The 21883-nt window shown below is 54.6% G+C and carries 15 protein-coding genes; 1 reads left to right on the top strand and 14 read right to left on the bottom strand.

Features of this window, described 5'->3' with window-relative positions; all coding sequences use genetic code 11:
- Positions 1-242 precede the first annotated feature (242 nt).
- From BN348_RS12985 to BN348_RS04275, 13 genes are all read right to left on the bottom strand, one after another.
- Complete coding sequence (locus BN348_RS12985; protein WP_052446703.1) at positions 243-5846, bottom strand: Ig-like domain-containing protein; 5604 nt, start codon at positions 5844-5846, stop codon at positions 243-245.
- Between the two features lie 296 nt (positions 5847-6142).
- Positions 6143-8554, bottom strand: coding sequence for a cation-translocating P-type ATPase (locus tag BN348_RS04330; RefSeq protein WP_040196474.1), 2412 nt, complete (start codon positions 8552-8554; stop codon positions 6143-6145).
- Positions 8555-8567: 13 nt separating this feature from the next.
- Positions 8568-9977, bottom strand: a complete 1410-nt coding sequence (locus BN348_RS04325) for an oligosaccharide flippase family protein (protein WP_197068277.1) — start codon at positions 9975-9977, stop codon at positions 8568-8570.
- 763 nt (positions 9978-10740) lie between these two features.
- Positions 10741-10953, bottom strand: coding sequence for a hypothetical protein (locus BN348_RS04320; protein ID WP_040196470.1), 213 nt, complete (start codon positions 10951-10953; stop codon positions 10741-10743).
- 20 nt (positions 10954-10973) lie between these two features.
- On the bottom strand, positions 10974-13364 hold the full coding sequence (locus tag BN348_RS04315) for an endonuclease MutS2 (protein WP_040196469.1): 2391 nt from the start codon (positions 13362-13364) through the stop codon (positions 10974-10976).
- A 454-nt stretch (positions 13365-13818) separates the two neighbouring features.
- Positions 13819-14562 carry a DNA repair protein RecO gene (gene recO / locus BN348_RS04310; RefSeq protein WP_242844304.1) on the bottom strand — a complete coding sequence of 248 codons (744 nt, stop codon included), beginning with the start codon at positions 14560-14562 and terminating at the stop codon, positions 13819-13821.
- Between the two features lie 89 nt (positions 14563-14651).
- A complete protein-coding gene (locus BN348_RS04305; RefSeq protein ID WP_040196466.1) occupies positions 14652-14882 on the bottom strand; it encodes a hypothetical protein in 231 nt (76 codons plus the stop codon).
- A 119-nt stretch (positions 14883-15001) separates the two neighbouring features.
- Positions 15002-15898, bottom strand: a complete 897-nt coding sequence (era, locus tag BN348_RS04300; protein ID WP_040196465.1) for a GTPase Era — start codon at positions 15896-15898, stop codon at positions 15002-15004.
- Positions 15899-16399, bottom strand: a complete 501-nt coding sequence (locus tag BN348_RS04295) for a diacylglycerol kinase family protein (RefSeq protein WP_040196464.1) — start codon at positions 16397-16399, stop codon at positions 15899-15901.
- A 15-nt stretch (positions 16400-16414) separates the two neighbouring features.
- Positions 16415-16912: an rRNA maturation RNase YbeY gene (ybeY, locus tag BN348_RS04290; protein WP_040196463.1), complete on the bottom strand. Its 498-nt coding sequence runs from the start codon at positions 16910-16912 to the stop codon at positions 16415-16417.
- Positions 16912-17880 (bottom strand): PhoH family protein, encoded by a 969-nt coding sequence (locus BN348_RS04285; RefSeq protein ID WP_040196481.1) that lies wholly within the window; start codon positions 17878-17880, stop codon positions 16912-16914. Before BN348_RS04285 ends, ybeY begins: the two co-directional genes overlap by 1 nt.
- A gap of 377 nt (positions 17881-18257) precedes the next feature.
- The gene (gene yqfD, locus BN348_RS04280) at positions 18258-19547 is read right to left on the bottom strand and encodes a sporulation protein YqfD (RefSeq protein WP_040196462.1); all 1290 of its coding nucleotides are present in this window, start codon (positions 19545-19547) and stop codon (positions 18258-18260) included.
- Between the two features lie 339 nt (positions 19548-19886).
- On the bottom strand, positions 19887-20210 hold the full coding sequence (locus BN348_RS04275) for a YabP/YqfC family sporulation protein (protein ID WP_052446702.1): 324 nt from the start codon (positions 20208-20210) through the stop codon (positions 19887-19889).
- Positions 20211-20340: 130 nt separating this feature from the next.
- Between BN348_RS04275 and BN348_RS04270 the strand changes: the two genes are divergently transcribed.
- Positions 20341-21459, top strand: a complete 1119-nt coding sequence (locus BN348_RS04270; RefSeq protein WP_040196461.1) for a hypothetical protein — start codon at positions 20341-20343, stop codon at positions 21457-21459.
- Between the two features lie 35 nt (positions 21460-21494).
- On the opposite strand, the gene BN348_RS04265 is transcribed toward BN348_RS04270, so the two are convergent.
- Positions 21495-21815: a hypothetical protein gene (locus BN348_RS04265; protein WP_040196459.1), complete on the bottom strand. Its 321-nt coding sequence runs from the start codon at positions 21813-21815 to the stop codon at positions 21495-21497.
- Positions 21816-21883 lie beyond the last annotated feature (68 nt).

Below are 21883 nucleotides of genomic sequence, written 5' to 3'. Positions count from 1 at the left end.
GGCCATTATACAGAGGCGTCTGTCAATATGGTGCAAGGATTCGCTGCTTGCCGTTAAAATTTTGTAAAGACGAAAAAACATCCGCCACCGCTCAGATATCCTTGTCCCCCAGCCGCATGAAACAGCTGTAACGATACGTCTTATCCGTTTTCATGGGAACACCAGCGCACGCTTCATCCGAACATAAAGGCCGCGCCGCCCTCATCAGCAGGGCGGCACGGCCTTTTCAACTGTTCTGGAAGCTAGCTTAAAATCTCCAGCTTCATTTTTACCAGATCGAAGATGTTGATGCTTTGGTCGTTCTGGCAGTCTGCCGCACGGCGATAAACGCCGTCAAGCTGTATTCTGCCGAGAACAGCGGATTTGGTCATGATCAGATCCGTGATGTTGAGGATGCCGTCTCCATTCACGTCGCCTCTGACCGCGACCCGCAGGGAATCCGCTTCCTCATCGCCCTCCATCAACTTGACCGTACAACCGGTGTGCACCAGAACGTCTTCTTCCAGCACATTGCCTGCGGCATCGGTCAATACAATTTCCCCGGAGGAAGCGGTGAGCTGCTCTGAGAGCTGCGCCGCCGTGGTGGACGCGCCGACCTCCGCCAGATATCCGTGCTCTCTGTCGATTTGGACGGTTCCGCCTTCCTTGACGGTCAGCAGATTTTCCGCAAGGAAATGCACCTGATAGGTCCTGCTGCTGGAACGGCCCTCCGACACAACCAGAATGCGGGCGGTGTCCCCCGTTTGCAGCGCGGGGATAACGGTGACCGCGGCATTGTCCTGCGCAAAGGCCGTCAGTTCTGGAATGCGGCCGTCCTTCGTACGTACGGTATATTCCAGTTTTTCCGGGTCAAAGCCTTCGATTGTTCGTCCGTCAATTTTGAGATCGGACAGCGTGTCGCCTGTGTTCAGGGTCAAAGAATCCGCATACATCTTGATTTCGGTGATCGCGATGCTCTTCTCCGGCTGCGCCGTCATGAAGAAGCGGATGCGGGAGGTGTAGATCTTGTCGAAGGTATAGCGGATAATGCTGCCGGCGTCACTGACAGTCTCCTCCTGTTGCTGCTGGCCCGGAACCGGTACCCAGCTTTCGCCGTTCCAGTACTGGATTTCTACCTTGGACGGCACATAGCAGCCCCAGTCCTTGTAGAAATAGACCGCCGCGTTGTTCAGATAATAGACTGTTTCATCCTCCATACCGAAGATGTAGGAGATCCAGGCGGTTTCATCCGCCGTGTTTTTCCAGTTGCTCCAGCGGTTCTTTGGATTGTCATTGAACGAGATGATGTCGTCGCTGACCGCAGAAAGCTTGTCGTCCCCATTGGTATAGGACGCTTCGATCTTCGGCAGATAATATCCGTTCTTTGTGACCGAGATGTCCATACCGCGCTCATACTGGTCGGTGACGCGAACCGTGGCCTTCGCCTTTTCGGTCAGGCCGTCGAGCGAACCCTCCACAGTGAAGGTTCCGGCTGTGTCATACTGCTCCTTCGGGATATCGTCCCAGACGACCGCCGTCTCCGCCTCGATGCCGTCGTTGTAGTAGACGGCGACCGTCTCCGGAAGCTTTGGCTTTTCATGGATAATCGCGCCTGTCGAAATACTCTGTACGGCGACAACGCCTCTGACAAAGACCGACGCGGCCGGCCTGATGCCGGTGCCCTCCACGGTTCCGGCCACCTGGAAGGTTCCCAGCGTCCGGCACTGTTCATCCGAAACCACGTCCCATGTCACAGGCAGCTCACGTGCAAGCCCCCTGTCATAGACGGCGGTGACCTTCTCCGGGAGAACCGGATTCGCCCCCTTCATCATGGTCACGGAAATCGGCTCGAACCCGGTGATCACCCGCTCATACGGTGCCTTCCCGATGGTGAGCGTGATGGTGTTGGACCGCCTGGTCTCGCCGTGATAGGTCACAGCCGCCGTGATATCCACCGTGCCTTCCCGGTAAAGATAGGCCCTGCCATCCCGGATCTTCACAGCGTCCTCATCGGAAACCGTGTAGGACACGGTATACTGGTTCTCCGCCAGAAGCGTGCCGTCCATATCCCGCGCCGTCAGCGTGATGGGCAGGATGTCGTCCTCTGTGACCGATGCGGACGGCGTTTCGATTGTCACCTCCGCAAGCGGCGCGGGTTCAACGTACAGCTGCACAACATAGGTTTTCTGCGTGCTGCCGCTTTCGGATGTCACAACGATTCTTGCGTCGCCCGGCAGGGAAACCGGCGGCACCACATAGACGCTACCGTTGTCCTTTGCCATGGCTGTGATGGACGGGATCTCGCCGCCGTATTCGAGCAGCAGTTCATAAACCGGGGTGCTGTTGTCAAAGCCCGCGAGCGGTTCGCCATCGATAAGCAGGGAGTCGAGCGCCGCCGATGTGTTGGCGGCAACCACCGAGCCCATCACCTCGAATTCGGTGACGCACAGGCATTTATCCGTATCATTGGTCATAAGCAGCCGAATCTGCCTGGTTATTACGGGATCGAAGGTAAAGGTGATCTTGTGCGCGTTGGTGTCGTCCGCGACCGCCTCATCGCTCATCTGGACATTCTGGGCATCCTGTACCGCGCCCGCGGCGTCCAGATACTGAACCGTCATGGTCGCCGGCATCGCACCACCCGCGCTGTCGCCCGGGAAATGCACGATGATCTCCGAAATATTCTGAGCCGTATCCCAGCTGATGCCGATATAGTCGCTGCGCCTGACATCCCATTGCCAGTTGCTCCAGCGGTTCTTCGGGCTGTTCCGATAGGAAATCGCGCCGTCGTTCAGATGCGCGGCGCTGTCGTCCCCGTTGGTGTAGGAGGCGACCGCCGTCGGATTCGCGTCCGAATGCTCCTTCAGCGCGATGTTGGTTCGCTCGCCCTGCGCCTTGACCCGCACGCTCGCCTGTGCGGGGAAGTCCGTTCCCTGCACCGCGCCGGTCACGGTGAAAACGCCTTCCGACGCATAGCGCTCCGGGTCGATTTCATCCCACACGACCGCCGACTTCTCCGTGCTGCCGTCGCTGTACAGAACGCCGGCCTCAGCGGGAAGCTTGGGCTCCTGTCCCAGCGCGGTCACGGCGGAATACGGAATGACGCCGATTTGAGCGATCATGGTGATATTCGCCTGGGCTTTATATGCGGTGGAATCGACCGTTCCCGCGAGCTGGAAGCTGCCGGCCTTCATCAGCAGCGACTCCGGAAGCTGTTCCCAGACAACGGAGAGCTGTTTTTCGGAGCCGTCCGCGCAGACCGCCGTCACCGTCTCGGGAAGCTGCGGCCGCTGTCCGACATGCTGGGTGATCCGGACCGGTTCCAAGCCCAGAATTTCCTGCTCCTCCCCTTTGTCCTGCGCATAAACGGTGGTGGTTCCCGCTGCAAGGCCGGCGGATTTTGCGGTCACCCGGATTGGGCCGCCGCTTCCATCCGACGCGACGATCAGCAGCGCCTTGCCGTTGAAGGCTTTGCGCTTGTCGTCCTGATACCGTTCCAGACTGATGGCGTTGCCGTTATCCACACCCTTGATGACGCCGCCGGTCACCTCAAAGCTGACCAGATTGTCCGCATCCGGCACCAGCGTGCCCTGGTTGTCCACGATATCGACCGTGATGAAGGAGAGGTCCCTGCCGTCCGCGTCGATCACGCGGCGGTCCGGCGTCAGCTTGACGCTGTGGGCGGAATTCGCTGTCCTGACGACATCGGTTGCCATAACCCGGCCATCCTTCTTCGCGACCGCTTTGAGCTCGCCCGGCTCAAACGCAATATCCCATTTCAAGTACATCTCATCGTTTTCGGCTTCCAGATACTGCATGCCATAATCGGTCGTCTTGGTGATAAAGCGTTTCTCGCCCAGCGATTCGCCGTTCAGAAACAGCTCCACCGTGTCTACATTCGAATAGGCCCAAACCTGTACGGTATCCCCTTCGTTCCAGTTCCAGTGCGGCAATAGATGGACCATCGGTTCCTCGGTCCAGACGCTCTGGTACAGATAATAGGTATCCTTCGGGAAGCCCGCGGTATCCACAATGCCGAAGTACGAGCTCTTCGCGATTTCGGTGGTGTCCGCCTTCGGGGACTCCCAGTACGGGGTCGGCTCGCCGATATAGTCAAAGCCCGTCCAGATAAACTGGCCGGCGACATATTTGCGGTCGCGGTCGTTGCGCCAGGCCTCCTGCGCGGTGCGTCCCCAGGAGACATGCTGGTTGTCGTAGGAGGAGCACTGGCGGGTCGTCCAGTTGTCCCCGACATGCTTGTTGTTGGGATCGTAGTAGACGCCGCGGCTGCGAATCGCGGATGAGGTTTCCGAACCGTAGACAATCCAGTTTGGATTGCCGCGGTGGTTGTCGCTGTAGGTTCCCGAACTGGGATAGTTGAAGCCGACCAGGTCCACGATGTTGAAAATCTGCCTTGCCGTCGCATCGTTGTGCTTGTTTTCCGCAATGGTGGTCGGCCGGGTGGTATCGACCTCCTTGACCCATCTATTGAGATTCTCGGCAATCTGAACACCGTTGCTGTCATACGGTATTTCATTGCCGATGCTCCATATGATGACACTCGGCGCGTTCTTGTCCCGATTGACCATCGATTTGATGTCCGACTCGGCGTTGGCCATAAAGTAGTTCGAATAGTCGTTGGAGCTTTTGGCAATGGTCCAGATGTCGAAGGCCTCCTCCATCACCATGACGCCCATCTTGTTGCAGATCTCGATGAGCTCCGGGGATGCCGGGTTGTGGGAGGTGCGGATCGCGTTGACGCCCATCTCCTTCAGAATCTCGACCTGCCGTTCGGTCGCGCGGTAGTTGACCGCCGCGCCCAGCGCGCCCAGATCATGGTGCATACAGACGCCGCGCAGCTTCATGTACTCGCCGTTGAGCGAAAAACCCTCGTTGCTGTCAAATTTGAAATAGCGCAGGCCAATGGTCGTCTCATAGCGGTCGACCACCCTGCCGCCCGCCATTACCGTGCTGACCGCGGTGTACAGATACGGATCCTCTGCCGACCAAAGTCTTGGATTCTCAATCTGGATATCCTGTTCAAAGTCGGCCGCGCCGGCAGCCGATGCAACCGTCGACTCCGTCCGGCCCGCCTCGCCGCCGTCGGCGTCGAGAATCCTGGTCTGCAGCGTGATGTCCTGCTCCCGGCCGGAAGCGTTGACCACATGGGTTTTCACCTCGACGCGGGCGATGTTCTTCCGGATATCCTCCTCCAGCGTCGGCGTGGTCAGATAGGTTCCGTTCTCCCCGACATAGATGTCCTCGGTCATGGTCAGATAAACGTTGCGGTAGATGCCGGAGCCGGAATACCAGCGTTCCGACGGTGTAGTGTTTTCCACCTTGACGGCGATGACGTTGGCGCTGCCATCCTTGTGGAGCTGGTCGGTGATATCGTAGCTGAACGATGTGTAGCCGTTAAAGTGCTTGCCGACATTCAGGCCGTTCACGTATACGGTGGATACCTGTATAACGCCGTCAAAATTCAGCGTGATGCGCTTATCCTGCATTTCAGGCGTAACAACCAGGGACTTTCGGTACCAGCCGGTGCCTCCGTCCAAAAATCCGGCTGTCTGTCCCGCTGAGGACCTTAGATTAAAGTCAAAATAGATAGACCAGTCATGCGGAAGCGTGACATCCTGCCAGCCGGAATCGTCAAAGCTGTTTTTCTGTGCGCCGTCCGGATTACCCAAATGGAATTTCCAGGAATCTCCCCATTCGACCCTCCGTTCGCCGTCCGCGGAGGCGAAAATCTGCATGTCTTCCGTCCTTGAAGCCAAAGCCGCTGCATGGATGCCGTTTGCTGCAAAGATCATTGCACACGCCAGAACGGCGCTTACAATTTTGCTGAGTCTTTTTTTCAGTTTCATCATGCTCCTCCTCTTCATGCTGTGAAATTTGTTATTTTTATAAACAAAGAATATATATATATCTTTATTTTAATATTTTATTGAGATTTTGTCAACTGAAAGCAGGCGAATTTTTTATCGTTCCAGCAAACTCTAACGTTCTCAGATGCACAAAAAGACTGCACGTTCTATCCGGTCAGGAGTACCCGGATGGAACGTGCAGTCAGACAAAAACCGGTTCCGTCCTGGGACGGAAACCGGTTTTTGATCACTGGCGGGCCTGTCACGCCATAAAGCCAGCTTCTAAATTTATGATTTTATGCCTTTGCCTTTTTTGCCTGGCGATTCCTCTGGTGTGCATCGAGCTTGACGGTGATGATCGTCACCAGCTTTTCCAGCAGCAGGAGCAGCGGGACCGATGCGATGATCATGCAGATGACGAACAGCAACTCATAGGTGTTCAGCGTGACCAGCATGAACAGCTCCTTGAGCAGGATGACGGCCAGAACAAAGCCGACGGCCATTGCAATCAGCAGAATGCGGCGGATCAGCGTAAACGGCAGGCTGGTGCGCCAGAGCACCAGCAACCCGACAAAGCCGGTCAGGATGACCGCCATCGTGGACATCGTGTCGAAGCCAAGCGAGAAGGTGTAGGATACGCCCATCGTCATCAGCACATTCAGCACAATCATGACGGCGCCGGGCACGCACAGCTGCAGCACGCTGGCAAAGAAGCTGCCGGATACCCGCCGCTCGTTCGGCTCCAGCGACAGAATAAAGCCCGGGAAGCCGATGGTCAGGGTGCTGACCAGCGTCAATTGTATCGGGATAAACGGATACGGCAGGTTCAGGATGATGATCAGGATGGACAAGATAAAGGAAAACAGGGTTTTCACCAGAAACAGCGACGAGGACCGGCGGATGTTGTTGATGACCCGGCGTCCCTCGGCAACCACCCTCGGCATCGCAGCGAAATCCGAGTCGAGCAGCACAAGCTGCGCGACGCTCTTGGTCGCGTCGCTGCCCTGCGCCATCGCGATGCTGCAGTCCGCGTCCTTGAGCGCAAGCACATCGTTGACGCCGTCCCCGGTCATGGCGACGGTGTGTCCGTGCTTTTTGAGCGCGTTCACAAACGAACGCTTCTGCTCAGGCGTCACCCGTCCGAACACGGTGTATTTCTCGACCGCTTCTTCAATTTGTTCTTCGGTTTTCAGTTCGGCCGCATCGATGTATTTTTCGGCGTTCTGTACGCCTGCCCGCCTCGCGACCTGCGAAACGGTGATCGGGTTGTCGCCCGAGATGACCTTGAGCTGCACATCCTGGCTGGCGAAATACCGCAGCGTCTCCTGCGCGTTCTCGCGGATGGTGTCGGACATCAGCAGGATGGCCGACGGGGAAAGGTCGTCGGGAATCTCATTCCCGCGAAGCGGTTTATCGGAGTGCGCGAGCACCAGCACGCGGAAGCCCTCGGCGGAATACCGTTCGACCAGCGTTTTCAGGCTGCCGGACACATCATGCTCTTTGCTGACAACCGTGGTGCTCTCATAGCGGCCGTTCAGGACAAATTCCGGCGCGCCCAGCACATAGCTTCCCTTTCCCTCAAACTGTACGGCGCTGAGCTTTCTGGATGAGGAAAACGGAATCTTTGCCTGCGCCTGCCAGGCCCCCTCAGCGCCATAGGCCTCACGCAGCGCCTCAAAGGTTGCGTTGCTGTCTCCGCTCGCCCTGACAAAGCTGCTTATGATCTCCGGAACCGGCTGGTCGGATACGGGGATCACCTCTTCAAGATGGATTTTTCCGCTGGTGATCGTGCCGGTTTTATCCAGGCAAAGCACATCCACCAGCGCGAGGGTTTCAATGCAGTAAAGCTCCTGCACCAGCGTTTTGCGCCGCGCCAGGTTGATGACGCCGATTGCCAGCGCGACGCTGGTCAGCAGAACCAGCCCCTCCGGGATCATGCCGACGATGCTGGCCGTCATGTTGACAATGGCCTGCTCGAAGGTCAGGTCCGACCCGAAGAATTGGGTGCAGAACATCAGGATGCCGAGCGGCACAATCGTGACGCCGATGATCTTGATGATCTTATTGATGAAGTCCATCAGCTCGGAATGGACCTTTTTATGCTGTTTCGCCTGCAAAGTCAGCTTCGCGGCGTAGTTCTCCTCGCCGATATGCTCCACGCGGGCCTTGCAGCTTCCCGATACAAGGAAGCTGCCGGAAAGCAGCATATCGCCGGGATTCTTCTGTACGGCATCGGCTTCGCCGGTCAGCAGGGATTCGTCCACCTCGGCGCTTCCGGCTTCCACGATGCTGTCCGCACAGATCTGGTTGCCGGCGCGCAGCGACATAATGTCGTCGAGCACAACCTTCTCAACACCGATCTGCTCTTCCTTTCCGTCCCGGATGACCTTGACCTGCGGCGCGGAGATGACCTTTAGCTTATCCAGAGTTCGTTTGGATCGGATCTCCTGAAAGGTGCCGATGATGGTGTTGCAGATCGCAACGCCGATGAACAGCACATTGCGGTAGGAGCCGACCGATAGCACGAGCACGGCCAGAATCAGGTTCAGGATGTTAAACGGTGTGATGAGGTTGCCCAAAATGATCTGCTTGACCGTTTTGGACGGGGACGGCGGCTGGACATTGAGAAGCTCCTGGCTGTTCCGCTGCGCCACCTGGCCCTTTGTCAGTCCTGTTTCACAGTTCGGATGAAATCGTTCAATTTGCATGGGCGTCCCTTCTTTATTTCAACTGTTTGTTCTTTCGGTTCTGCATCAGGTTCTGGATGTTGGTGAAAATGGGTTTGAAGTTGATAACGGCGGTGGCGCCGAAGATGGCCATCTGGTAGATCAGCCATCCGGGCGGTTCCAGGATCATCAGGACGGTCTGGCCCAGCACCAGCGCGAAGTTTAAGAAGAACAGCGGCGGACGGATATCCACATGGATAAACTTCCGGCTGACGATCACGCGGATGAAGAAGACCACCACAAAGCTGAAGAAGGTCGCAAACGCAGCGCCGTTTGGTCCGAAGAATGGAACCAGCGCAAAGTTCAGCCCGATGTTCATGCCCGCGCCGATCAGCGTCGTGACCATGGTGGTCCGGCTCTTCTTTGCCGCCATGAAGATGCTTCCCCAGAAATTCGCGAAGCACTGGAAAGCGACCGCCAGAATCAGAAGCGGCACATACTGCCATGAGTCATAGTACGCGTCGCTCACCAGAATCGTGGTGATCAGCTTGATGCACATGATGATCGCCGAAGAAGCCACAAAGATGATTGACTGGTAATAATAGAACACCTTGGTATAGAAGCGGGATTTATCCTGCTTGGAATACTCGGTGATGGCGGAAATCTGCCAGGCCTGCATGAAGATCGTAGAAAGCACCGCGATCATCGACGGAATCTTATGAGCCGTCGAGTACAGGCCGTTTGCCCCGAGGCCGCACAGGAAGGTAACAACATAGCGGTCCGAAACATCGGTGACCCACCAGAACAGCGAGTTCGGGATCAATGGAACTGAAAAGGCAATCATTGCCTTGCGTACCTTTGGATTGATTTTGCGGAATTTTAAGTACCGTCCAAGCTTCGCGGCTATGAACAGGAAAACTGTATTGACAAAATCGGAGATGATCGTGGACAGCACATAGCCGACAATCCCCCATTGAAACACAGCCAGGAAAACGACGTTCAGGATAACCAAAACCGCTGTGCTCTGGAATCCGGAATAGGCATAGAGCTTCACCTTGCCGATGGAGCGCGTGAACTGCATGCAGACGCTGTTGAGCGACGCCATCAGCACATAGAGATAGATCAGCGCCGTATACTGCGAGATAATCTTGATCTGCATGAAGACCGGGATAAACAGCAGGAATATTAAAAAACCGGCCAATACGGTTGTAATGCCGGTTGAAAACACATCCTTTTTATCCACGGATTTTTCCAGCGCATAACGAATCACACCGTCGGCAATGCTGACCGAGATGACCGGATACAGCAGAGTCGCAGTATTGACAATCAGGTCGACTGTGCCGTAATCTGCCGTAGTCAGAATTCTGGTATAGAACGGCATCAGCAGGAATACAAGCAGCTTGGATGAGAATGTACCGATTCCAAATACAAATATATTTTTAATGAGACTTTGATATCGATTCATCTTTTTTGTCTTCCCCATTTCTTTTCTATCGCTAAAAGCATCGATAGTGTCCTGTCTTTAGATCTGGTTTCCTTCATCCTGCGTGGTATTTAGATGCATACAATAGATATTATATCAAATACACAGGAAGATGTAAGATGTTTTCTAAAATAATTTCTAAAATTTTTCCTGCTGATTCATCGATCTATACACCGGATTCGACACCATTCCGCCAAACATGTCCGTCTGCCTGTCTTCACCACAGCATATTTCGGTGCGGCATGGACAAACCTTACATTTGTTTTAACGGTTTTCAGGCTCTAAAAAAGGCCGTCAATCAACTCTTAAAAAGGCCCGCAAAAACCTTATCCAGAAAAATTCGCCCGCCTTATTATTAAAAAGCAGCTTGTTCCGATGGATTTTGAAAAAACGGCTGCACATACACAGCCGTTTTTTTATGATATGAGTATAGGGAATCCCAGCAGAGACATCTCCAATAGATTTCGATTCCGTTGCGACCGTATGGAAAAGTACCTGCTTTTTTTGGAAAACTATGGCATCATGAAAATGCCCTGCTGTATCATGGAAAAATTACATACTCCGCATTCTCAGACTGCCTGATAAAACGTTTGATCTCTATCCGCAATGGACTTTCTAAGATACGATCATGGACTGTCTGAGATACGGTGATATCTATTGACCCAATAAGTTGGATATGTTGGGCATTCCGATAAACCGATAAAGCCGGGGAAACACGGGACCTTTTTTGTTTTGAAGCCCGCTTTTAAACCTTTTTATGCTGGTTCGCTCTGTCTTTCCGTCTCCTGACAAAAAACCAGACCAGAAAACCGGTGCCGATCAGCATCGAGACCGCGCCCATCCCTTCCAGAAAGCCCTTCTGAAAGTCCCCGATCCAATGGCAATTTGAACAGACCGTGGCCGCTACAACCATCAGGATGCCCAGCGGCAACAAGAGCAGCAGCAGTTTTTTCCCCATATCATTTGTTCCCCTTCCGATTATTTGAGTTCAGCAATGGTCACGCCGGCCTCGCCTTCGCCATAGACGCCGAGCCGGTAGGACCGCACATTCTTATGTTTCCTCAAATATGTCTGGATACCCGTGCGAAGCACGCCGGTGCCCTTTCCATGGATGATGGTGATGTATTGGATGTTTCGGATCAGCGCATTGTCGATGAACAGATCCAGTTCGGAGATCGCCTCTTCTATGTTGTGTCCGCGCAGGTCGATTTCGGTGGAGGAATCCCGTTCGGATCCACCCGCTCTGGGCTGATAGCTGCGCGGCTGAATCTTCGGAATATGGACGCGCTTCTGCTCATCCTCAACCAGCCGCAGGTTGTCGAGCTTCACCTTGGTTTTGATGATGCCCGCCTGCACCATGACAAATTTCCTGTCGTCCGGTTCGGTCAGCACGGTTCCCTGCTTGTCGATATCCACAATCTGCACCGTATCCCCCGCTTTCAGCGGGCGCGGCAGCTTGTAGCCGCTGTTTTTCTTCTGTACGACCGGATCGGCCATCGCTTCCAGATCGCCGATCTGGCTGCGCCACTGGTTCTTGGCCTTCTGCGCCATCGATGCGAAATCCTTCGAATTTTTCTGTCTGCGCACCTCTTCGACCTCGTCCATCAGCTTCTGGGTCTGGAACTTGACCTGCTCGACCATGCGCGTCGCCTTGAGCCGCGCCTTCTCGATCTCCTGTTCCTTCTGTTTCTCCAGGTTCCGTTTAAACGCTTCGATGTCCTGCTTCTCCTTCTGCGCCTGCATGCGGAACATCGCGGCCTTTTCCCGCTCCAGCTCCAGGCTCTGGCGCGAGGCTTCGAGTCCCGCGACGACATCCTCAAACCGCGCGTTCTCGCTGGACACCAGCCCCTTTGCGCGCTCCACCACCTCGGAAGCGATGCCGAGACGTTCGGAGATCGCGAACGCGTTGGAGCGTCCCGGGATGCCGATCAGCAGCCGGTAGGTGGGTTTAAGTGTGGAGACGTCAAATTCGCAGCAGCCGTTTTCTACCCGGTCGGTCTCCAGCGCGTACATCTTGATCTCCGCATAGTGGGTGGTGGCCGCGATACTTGCGCCACGCTCCCGCAGAAAATCGAGGATGGCAACCGCCAGCGCGGCGCCCTCAATCGGGTCGGTGCCCGCGCCAAGCTCATCCAGCAGCACCAGCGTGCTGTCCGAAGCCTGCTCGAGAATGACCTTGATGTTGGTCATATGCGCCGAGAAGGTTGAAAGGCTCTGCTCAATGCTCTGTTCGTCCCCGATGTCGGCGAGCACCCTGTCAAAGATGTTGACGGTGCTGCCATCCGATACCGGGATCATCAGTCCGCACATCGCCATCAGGGTCAGAAGCCCCAAGGTTTTGATCGAAACCGTCTTGCCGCCGGTGTTCGGGCCGGTGATGACCAGCACATCGAATTCGCCGCCGAGCCGGATGTCCACCGGCACAACCTGCGTGGGATCGATCAGCGGATGACGCGCCTTTTTCAGTTCCAGATAGCCTTCATGGCCGATCTCCGGCACCGACGCGTCCATATTGACGGCCAGCCGCGCCTTGGCAAAGTATAAGTCCAGCTCGATGACCACATCGTAGCTGTCCATGATGCCGTCGGCAAAGGATCCCACCTCCGCCGAAAGCTCCGCCAGAATCCGGTCGATCTCCTCGCGCTCCTTGTTCTCCAGGATGCGGATTTCGTTGTTGGCCTCAACCACCGAAATCGGTTCGATGAACAGCGTTGCGCCGCTGGACGTGTCGTGCACCAGGCCCTTGACCTCGCCCCGGCATTCGCTCTTGACCGGCACGACATACCTGCCGTCGCGGATCGTGATGATCTGATCCTGCAGATATTTCTGATAGCTTGGGCTGCGCACCATCTTTTCAAGCTGCTCACGGGCCTTGGAGGCCTGGAAACGCATCTTGCGCCGGATGTCGGCCAGCGCGGAGCTCGCGTGGTCCGCCATCTCATCCTCGGACAGGATGCAGGCCGTGATCTTCTCTTCGATATGCTTGTTCGGCACCAATGAATCGAACAGGACATCCAATGTGGTGCTCTCCCCTTCGCAGTGCCGCCGCCAGTCGGACAGCGCCCGGATGGTGCGCATCAGGTTCGCGACGTCCAGGAGCTCGCGCATGCCCAGCGAAGACCCCAGCTGCGCCCGCTTCAGCGCGCTTTTCAGGTTCTTGGCCGGCATGATGGTCGGACTGCCGTATTTTGCGGACAGCGTAAATGCATCGGATGTCCGCTGCATGTTGTGTTTTACCGCCTCATAATCGTTATCGGGCCGCAGCTCCAGGCAAAGTTCCTTCGTGTCGGTGCATCTTGCACATTCCGAAAGCCTCTGCAGTATCTTGTCGAGCTCCAGCGCGCGTTCATGTCTGTTTAGTGTTCTCATATATGAAAAACCTCTCTTGGTTTACAGGTGTTGTTGTTCATGATTCTGCTGTTGTTGCAATGTTTTTGGGCTATAACGGTCTCGGGTTGCAACGGTTCGGGTTATAACGATTTCGGGCTGCAACAGTATTGGGTTTCAGAAATACTGAGCTGCAGCGGCATTGGACATCAACGACATTTTCATTCAAATGACATCCTTTGATATACAGCCGCTTCCGGTGCTTCCCGGTAAGGCCTGGTAAAGCAAAACCCATCCGCCCTGACAGCCGGATGGCGCACAGGCAGTCCGCCGGTACAGCGCCTTCGGTGATATTGCAAAATAAAATCTGCTGAAACGGCCAATGGATTCAGACTTCGGCATGATGATGTCCGACAGATGTCCGCGTATAGAACCGTATGTATGAAACCATTACATTTTAAAGATTTCAACCGGAATGCTTATGTATAAGAATCAGTCACACATCCAGAACCGACTTTAAAAAGTCGAGCGTTCTGAGCTTCTGTCCGGTCTGGTAGATCATAAATGCTTCGGTAATCCCAGAAAGCTCTCTGAGCGCGTCATCCGGCAGAGCGAAAGAAAAGAGCTTCTCCCGGTCGGCATAGAGGATATGCCGCATCGCATGCAGGACGCCGGCTGAAACGGGGCGCAGGTCCGGCGCATGGTTCTGCAGGCAGACCGAACAGATCAGTTCCCCATCCCTGACCGAAAAGTACATCTGCTCGCGGTGATAGCTCCCGCACACCCTGCATCCCACCAGATTGGGCATGTACCCCGCAAGCGACAGCGCGGACAGCTCGAACACCGCCTTTAAAAAGAGCAGCGGACGCCGGTCCTCCTCCAGCAGGTACAGCGTGTTGAGCATCAGTCTCAGGAATTCATGCGCCTGTTCCCGGCGGGGCGCAAGCTGAGCGCAAAGCTCGGCAAAATAGGATGCCAGCGACAGCTTTCCCAGGTCGCCGCGGATTTTAAAGAAGACATGCAGGCTGTCCGCGGTGTCCACCACATACTTTTCCTTCGCGTGAAACAGCACAAAGCGTGAATAGCTCAGCAGATCGACGTTTGACATGCCCTTGCCCTTCAAGCTCTTCACGCCGTTCTGGTAGGCGGAAATCAGGCCGTGCTTCTTTGTCAAAATGGTGAGCAGCCGGCTGTTTTCCTGCATCGCGGTCTGCTTGACCACAATGCCGTCGGTCGTCACATGCAAGCCCATCCCCCCTTTATCGGCAAACCGCCGTCAAGTCCCAAAAGGGGCCGGCCCGGAATGGTTCCGGAACAGACCCCTTTACATCAACCCTGTATGGAATTTCTCTGTTCGGGCACGCCCGGAACACCGCCGAAGGTCGGTTCCCCGTCTCCCCTGACGACCGGATCTCCGGTGCGTGCGCTGTATTGCTGCACATGGCCGTACTGCTGCGGATACTGGTTTTGAAGGATATCCTGAATGCCGCGGTAGCGCAGATAGGCCTCGATCCTGCCGGTTTCAATAAACTGTTTCCATGCAATTTCCTGATTGCTCAATGTGAACGCCTCCCAGTCACAGTTTTGCCCTCAATGGGGTTCTAAAAATATTCTCCCCATATGGCTGCCGAACTATGAGCGGGAAACTGCACCAGCGCTTCCAGAAAATAATGGGCGCATCAGCTGAAGCCAAGCGTCTTGATGATGCCTTCCCGGTTGCGCCAGTCGTCCTTGACCTTGACCCAGCACTGCAGATTCACGCGGATGCCCAGGAAGCTTTCGATTTCCAGCCGCGCTTCAGATGCGATTTGCTTGAGCAGCGCGCCGTTTTTGCCGATGATCATGCCCTTGTGGCTGTTCCGCTCACAGAAAATCGTGGCGTGGATGTCCATCATATTGCCGCTTTCGCGTTCCGACATCTTTTCGATGGAAACGGCCGTGCCATGCGGGATTTCATCATAAAGATGGTGCAGGATCTTCTCGCGGATGATCTCCGCGACCAGCAACCGTTCCGGCTGGTCGGTCAGCATATCGTCCGGGAAGAAGTGCGGGCCTTCTTCGGCATACTTCATGATCTCCTCAAGCACGATGGCGACATCCTGTTCCTGAAAGGCGGAGATCGGAATCACCGCGTCGAATTCATACGCTTCGGAGAACAGCGCGATACGCTGCATCAGCTCCTCCTTTTTGGAGAGCGTGTCAATCTTGTTGATGACCAGGATGGCCGGAATTTTCTGCCGTTTAAAGCTCTCCATGAGTTCCAGCTCCGCTTTGTAAATCTCATTGCCATATGGCTCGGTGACCAGAATCGCGACGTCCACATCGGCGACCGATTCATTGACCTGTTTGACCATGTACTCGCTGAGCTTGGTCCGCGGCTTGTGAAGCCCCGGCGTATCGATGAACACCAGCTGCGTTTCGGCTTTGGTCAGCACGCCGGTGATCCTTGTCCGCGTCGTCTGCGGCTTGTTCGAGATGATCGCGATCTTCTCCCCGACAAGCGCGTTGAGCAGCGTGGATTTTCCCACATTCGGCCGCCCGACCAGGGCGACAAAAGCGGATTTTGTTTGCTCCATTTAGTTTCCTCCGTGTTTAAATCGAAAATATGTCCTCAATTTTTTGGGACCGATAAAGATAAAGATCAATGACAAGACCAGTGTCAGTAAAAACACCAGCAGATGCCAGAGGTCTAAGAAAACAAACCGCAGGATATGTAACAGCACATCCGGGTTCCAGAACAGGCAGATGCCGATCAGAACAGCAAAGACGGCACAGATCAGCACCGCTCCCGCAGAGATGTCCTTTGCATTGCGCGCCAGGTGGTTGTACGAGGAAGTCTGCAGATTGACCAGCGTCTCGATCGCCGTATTGATGATTTCGCTCACGAACACCAGCGTAAAGGCAATCAGCAGGATTGCATACTCGACGCAGGAAAACCGGTAAAAGAGCGAAAAAAACAGCAGATAGGCCGCCATGACCAGATGGATGCGCATATTCCGTTCCCCGGAGATTGTCAGCGCAAGGCCGCGCAGCGCATACCGGAAGCTTTTGATCAGACTTCTCACAGTTGTTTTCATCGTTTGTTTCCTTTTTTATTTTACTTCGAACGTCTCGTCCCGGGTAAGCCCCAGCTCCGCGAGCACAAACTCTTCCTTCTCGCGCATCTTGACCGCCTCCATGCCGCCGTTTTCATGGTCGTAGCCAAGCAGGTGCAGCATGGAATGCACGGTCAGAAAGCCGATCTCCCGCCGAAGCGAGTGGCCGTACAGGTTCGACTGCTCAAACGCCTTTTCAATGGATATCACAATGTCGCCGAGCATGACCGCCCCGGTTTCCTCGTTGCGGTCATACACGCCGTTCTCCCCCAATGGAAAACTCAGCACATCGGTCGGCATATCCTTGCCGCGGTACTGCGCGTTCAGCTCCTTGATCTGCTGGTTGTTGAGAAAACTGACGCTGACCTCGGCCGGCTCATGCATCTCCTCCATCACCATCACCGCATTGCAGCAGCGCCGGATCAGAAGCCGGATGCCGGTTGGAATCTTTACATCTTTCTGTTTATTTGAGATGTATACTTTTAACCCTTCCATTACCTTCTTCTTTTGCCCTCCTCTTCATACGCTTCGTAGGCCTTGATGATCTTCTGTACAAGATGGTGCCGCACAACATCCTTCTCTGTGAAGTTCACGATGCCAATATCTCTGATATTCTTGAGTATCTTGACCGCCTCGACAAGACCTGACTTCTTCTCGTTCGGCAGGTCGATCTGCGTCACGTCCCCAGTGATGACCGCCTTGGAGTTGAAGCCGAGACGCGTCAGAAACATCTTCATCTGCTCCGGGGTCGTGTTCTGCGCCTCATCCAGGATGATGAACGAATCGTCCAGGGTCCTGCCGCGCATATAGGCCAGCGGCGCAATCTCGATGCTGCCGCGCTCGATGTATTTCTGATAGTTTTCAACGCCCAGCATGTCGAACAGCGCGTCGTACAGCGGACGCAGATAAGGGTCCACCTTGTTCTGCAGATCGCCCGGCAGGAACCCGAGCTTCTCCCCGGCTTCCACGGCGGGCCTTGTCAGGATGATCCGGTTCACCTCATGCGCGCGGAACGCCTTGACCGCCATCGCCACCGCCAGATAGGTCTTTCCGGTGCCGGCGGGACCCACGCCGAACATGATCGTGTTGTCCCGGATGCCTTCGACATATTTTTTCTGGCCCAGCGTCTTCGCCTTGATCGGGCGGCCCTTCGCGGTGATGCAAACGCAGTCGTTCGCCATATTCTCGATCTTCTGTTCGTTGCCTTCTTCGACCAGGGACATCACATAACGGATATTCTGTTCGGAGATGGCTTCCCCTTTGTTGATCAGGTTCAGCAGGCCTTCAATCGCCTTGACGGCAAGCAGCACCCGTTCATCCTCGCCGCAGACCTTGATAAAGGTTCCCCTGCTGGTGATGGAGACGCCGTATTCATCCTCCAGCAGCTTGATGTTCGTATCGAAGCTGCCGAACAGTTCGAGCGTATGTTCCATACGGTCGATGTTGATCATCTGTTCAATCATGTATCTTTTTGATACCTCCAGTATGATGCCGCCGGACCTTGGGTTCCCAGTCCGGCTCACAATCGCGCGGTATTCCTTTCTGCTCATCCTCTGGGAAAGAACACACACCTTACGCCCTTTCATCCCGATTTCCTGTGCATGGTTATGAGCATACAAGTTTATTATATCACATATTTTTAATTTTGCACTATTTATTTATAAATTTTTCTTCATTTTTGGCGATATTTTCTTCCATTTTATCTTGTCCGCATCGTAAACATCCATCACATAAAATTCCCCGCCGCAAAAAAGGATGCGGCGGGGAATTCTATCATATGGATTTTTACATCATTGTAAAGCTGTGGGAATCATCCGGGCAAACCCATGCCGGTCGGCCGTCACTCTGACCGCGCTTCATCGGATGTTCCTTCCGGCGCTTCATCGGACGGACTGCCGGACTTTTCGTCCGAAGCGCCGTCGGATGCATCGCCGGATGATTCCCCGGACGATCCATTCATCAAAATCTCCTCGCTCCTTGCGATGTCCTCCTCAAACACGCACTTTGCGCGCAGCACAAAGGTTTCGCCCTCGATGCCGGTGGTGATGTCCTTCGACACGATCTCGCTGTCTTTATAATCGGCCTCGAGCTTCTTTTTCAGCTCGGCTTCCGCCAGCTTCAGCGCCTGCTCCTCGGTATAGGTGACATTGCTTTCGGTATACTCGGCGTACTCGTTTTCAATGACGTCAAACGGCAGGCCGATGCCGAACAGCGAGGCCTGGCTGCGGCTTGTTTTCTGCTCGTACTGCCCCTCCAGCTTGGTCGCGATGTACAGCGGCATCTTTACGCCGAAAAGGTCCACAGAGCTTCGTTTGACCACATTGCCGGTGTAATTCCTGAGTGTCTGCTTCAGCGGCACCTTCACCTCAATCTGCGTGGTGTACCGCGCGATCACCTTCGCCATGGCGTGCTTGATGGTGTTGCCGCCCTTTTTATCCTGCGTGATGCCGCTGACCACCAGGTCGCCCTCCTTGACGGTGTCCCCTTTTTTGAGTACCGCCTGCCCCTCGTAGACCTCCAGATAGACGATCTGTCCGGATTTGGACGCGACGACATTGCAGGGCTGATCCATTGGGATGATCTCGGGCGCTTCGGTACTCTCCTTGACATCGACGACCACACGGCTTCCCTGAACCGAGATGCCCATCCACGCGATTCCCTCGATATCCACCAGCGCCTTCTTTTCCATATACCGCGTGTCGAGGGAGGACTTCAGAACGCCCTTCTTCAGTCCCATCTCTTCCAGCTGGCTCAGAATCACCTGCGGTTCGATGTTCTCATTTCCGGTCACTTCGATTTCCCAGACAAAATTGGACATGATTCCCAGGAAGATCAGGCAGGACAGAATACCGACCAGCACGCCGATGCGCTTGCGGTATTTTCTGGCCCCGAACGGCATGCCGCGCTTCTGAGTTATCCGCAGCCGCACGCCGGTGCGGCGTTTGAGGCAGCGCAGGCGTTTATAGTCTGATGCCAGCATATAGGCCTGGAACACCTCTCCGGACCGGCGCACACCCCACACATTGATGGAGTTGACGGCCAGCAGGTTTAAAAAACGCTCCACAAAGCCGCCGGTCGCCGTAAACCGGACATATCCCCGCAGCCATCGGATGAATTTTACGATTATCATATCCTGATCCCCTTCTTTCGGGTTTTTGTTCAATATCGGTCACTTCAAAATTCTATGCAGCAGATGGTTGTTTCATCAATTTATTTTCATATCAAAGATACCTGAACGATCTCGCCGGACTGGCGCACGCTTCAGACATGAATGGATGGGGTTGACGGCCGGCAGGTTCAAAGACGCTTTACAGAATCACTGATTATCCTAAACTGGACGTATCCCCAAGCCATTGGGGATACGTTACACGCTCATATCCTGACCATGTTTGAATCTTAAATGAACAGGAAAACAAAAACTGCCGAAAGCGAATCGCACCGCCATGGACAGCCTGTAAATACTGTGGTATCAGATAGATTGGAACTCGATGGACAGGATATAGCCTTCCACAATCACGCCGTCGCTGGTCATGCATTTCAGTGCCAGATCCCGGCCGGTAAATTTTAAAATCGTCTCTCCAAGGTTCAGCCGTACGGTTTCTTCGTCGTATTCCAGCACGCCTTTGCAGCCCTCGACAATCGCTTCTTTATTCCCCATCAGCTCGATGGTCGGCATGGTGCTCAGCACATTCTGCGGCACATCCAGCACCCTTGCAATCTTTGAAGCCGCGCTTTGCTTCGGCGTCTGCTCCTCATTTGTTCTGTTTCGGTTTCTCTGACTGTGTCTTCTCACCGATGAACGCCTCCTTTGCGGCAGATCTTTTTCATATCATGTATATTCCGACCAGCTATCCTTTATTCTGCTGAGCCGACGTATGAACGCAGAAAGCAGCGCATATAGATGAAGAAAAGGAGGAATGTCCATGAAACCGCTTAAAAAGGCGCTTCGTTCCACTGCGGTGCTGGCGGTAGTGATGCTGGCTTTCTTCATGCTGATGCTGTCCAAGGATATTTCAAAGGGCATTCAGAACGGCATCGAAATGGTGCTGGGCGTGATTGTGCCGTCGCTGTTCGCCTTTATGGCCTTGTCCGTCTTTATTGCCAACACCTTTGTTTCGGATGTAATCTCCCGCATCCTGCGGCCGGTGGTGGTGCACCTGTACCGGCTGCCGGCAAATGCCGGGTTCATCATCTTTATGAGCATGATCGGCGGCTATCCGGTTGGGGGCAAGCTGATTTCCGATATGCTGCGCGCCGGCACGCTGGATGAGAAGACCGCCTCCCGCATGATGTGCTACTGTACCAACGCCGGTCCCGCCTTCATCGTGACCGCGGTCGGCGTCGGCATGTTTCACAGCCTGACGACCGGCTTCTTTCTGTTCATCGCACAGATTCTTTCTTCGGTCATCATGGGCATTGTGATTGGCCGGTGCTCCAAGCCCGTAACCAGGACCGCCGCGCCCAAGCGGAACATGAGCGTACCGAACGCCTTTGTCTACAGCGTCAACAGCGCCGCAAAAAGCCTGTTCGGCGTTTCGGCGTTTGTCGTGCTGTTTTCCGGCGTCATCGAATTCCTGAAGGCCAGCGGCATCATGGATGCGGTCATCCGTCTGTTCTCCGCGTTCCTCGACAAGCAGACGGTGGAAATCTGCATCACCGGGTTTCTGGAGGTCACCAACGGCTGCAAGGTCTCCGCCGCGCTCGGCGGGTCGAACGCACTGCTTTTAACCGCCTTCTTTCTCTCGTTTGCCGGGATATCCATCCTCTTTCAGATCATCAACATGTTCTATGGCATGAAGATCAATCTGAAGCCATTTCTGCTGTCCCGCGTCGTTCACGGCGGTCTTACGGCGGCGCTCACATTTTTATGCATTCGGCTGTTCCCGCAGGCGTATGAAACCGCGGTCAGCCTGGTGCATCCGATCTTCACAACCGGCGCGTACAGTGTATTCGCATCGGTCTGTCTGCTCTGCATGGGGGTTATTTTAATTTTATCAATAAAAATCGAACAGAAGAACAGCAATCGACATCTTTCTCAATGAGCATCGGCTATACTATAAATGGAAATTATAGTAAATTAGGTGATTCCATGCGACTTAAGCTGTTGTTTCAGGAGCATCCTCCACAGTGCGCCTACTGCGTTCATTCCCAGCAGGGAGAGGAGCATCTCCACTGCAAATATAAACGGGAGATCTCTCCCGCTTTCAGCTGCCGGCATTACCGCTATTCCCCTTTCAAGCGGATTCCGCCCAAAAGTCCCGCATTGCCTTCCTTCGATGCCGCGGACTTTACGCTTTAAATATTTCAGCAAGATGCAGCATGAAATCTTCATTTCATGCTGCATCTTGCTGTTTCTTATAAACGCAGTATCCCCCGCCATGCCGGAATTTTTTAGCATGACAGGGGGTATCGCTGTGGCACAGCGGCTTTCTTGTGTTAACCAAGTGACACTTGGCTATGTGGTCG

The organism is Candidatus Soleaferrea massiliensis AP7 (assembly GCF_000820765.1).
Taxonomy (GTDB): domain Bacteria; phylum Bacillota; class Clostridia; order Oscillospirales; family Ruminococcaceae; genus Soleaferrea; species Soleaferrea massiliensis.
This window is presented reverse-complemented; position numbering and strand designations above follow the sequence as displayed.

What these genes read in the sequence shown, in the direction of transcription:
- BN348_RS12985 (WP_052446703.1), bottom strand. Translation starts at nt 5,846, where the DNA reads ATGAAACTGAAAAAAAGACTCAGCAAAATTGTAAGCGCCGTTCTGGCG.
- BN348_RS04330 (WP_040196474.1), bottom strand. Translation starts at nt 8,554, where the DNA reads ATGCAAATTGAACGATTTCATCCGAACTGTGAAACAGGACTGACAAAG.
- BN348_RS04325 (WP_197068277.1), bottom strand. Translation starts at nt 9,977, where the DNA reads ATGAATCGATATCAAAGTCTCATTAAAAATATATTTGTATTTGGAATC.
- BN348_RS04320 (WP_040196470.1), bottom strand. Translation starts at nt 10,953, where the DNA reads ATGGGGAAAAAACTGCTGCTGCTCTTGTTGCCGCTGGGCATCCTGATG.
- BN348_RS04315 (WP_040196469.1), bottom strand. Translation starts at nt 13,364, where the DNA reads ATGAGAACACTAAACAGACATGAACGCGCGCTGGAGCTCGACAAGATA.
- era (WP_040196465.1), bottom strand. Translation starts at nt 15,898, where the DNA reads ATGGAGCAAACAAAATCCGCTTTTGTCGCCCTGGTCGGGCGGCCGAAT.
- BN348_RS04295 (WP_040196464.1), bottom strand. Translation starts at nt 16,399, where the DNA reads ATGAAAACAACTGTGAGAAGTCTGATCAAAAGCTTCCGGTATGCGCTG.
- ybeY (WP_040196463.1), bottom strand. Translation starts at nt 16,912, where the DNA reads ATGGAAGGGTTAAAAGTATACATCTCAAATAAACAGAAAGATGTAAAG.
- BN348_RS04285 (WP_040196481.1), bottom strand. Translation starts at nt 17,880, where the DNA reads ATGATTGAACAGATGATCAACATCGACCGTATGGAACATACGCTCGAA.
- yqfD (WP_040196462.1), bottom strand. Translation starts at nt 19,547, where the DNA reads ATGATAATCGTAAAATTCATCCGATGGCTGCGGGGATATGTCCGGTTT.
- BN348_RS04270 (WP_040196461.1), top strand. Translation starts at nt 20,341, where the DNA reads ATGAAACCGCTTAAAAAGGCGCTTCGTTCCACTGCGGTGCTGGCGGTA.
- BN348_RS04265 (WP_040196459.1), bottom strand. Translation starts at nt 21,815, where the DNA reads ATGCTAAAAAATTCCGGCATGGCGGGGGATACTGCGTTTATAAGAAAC.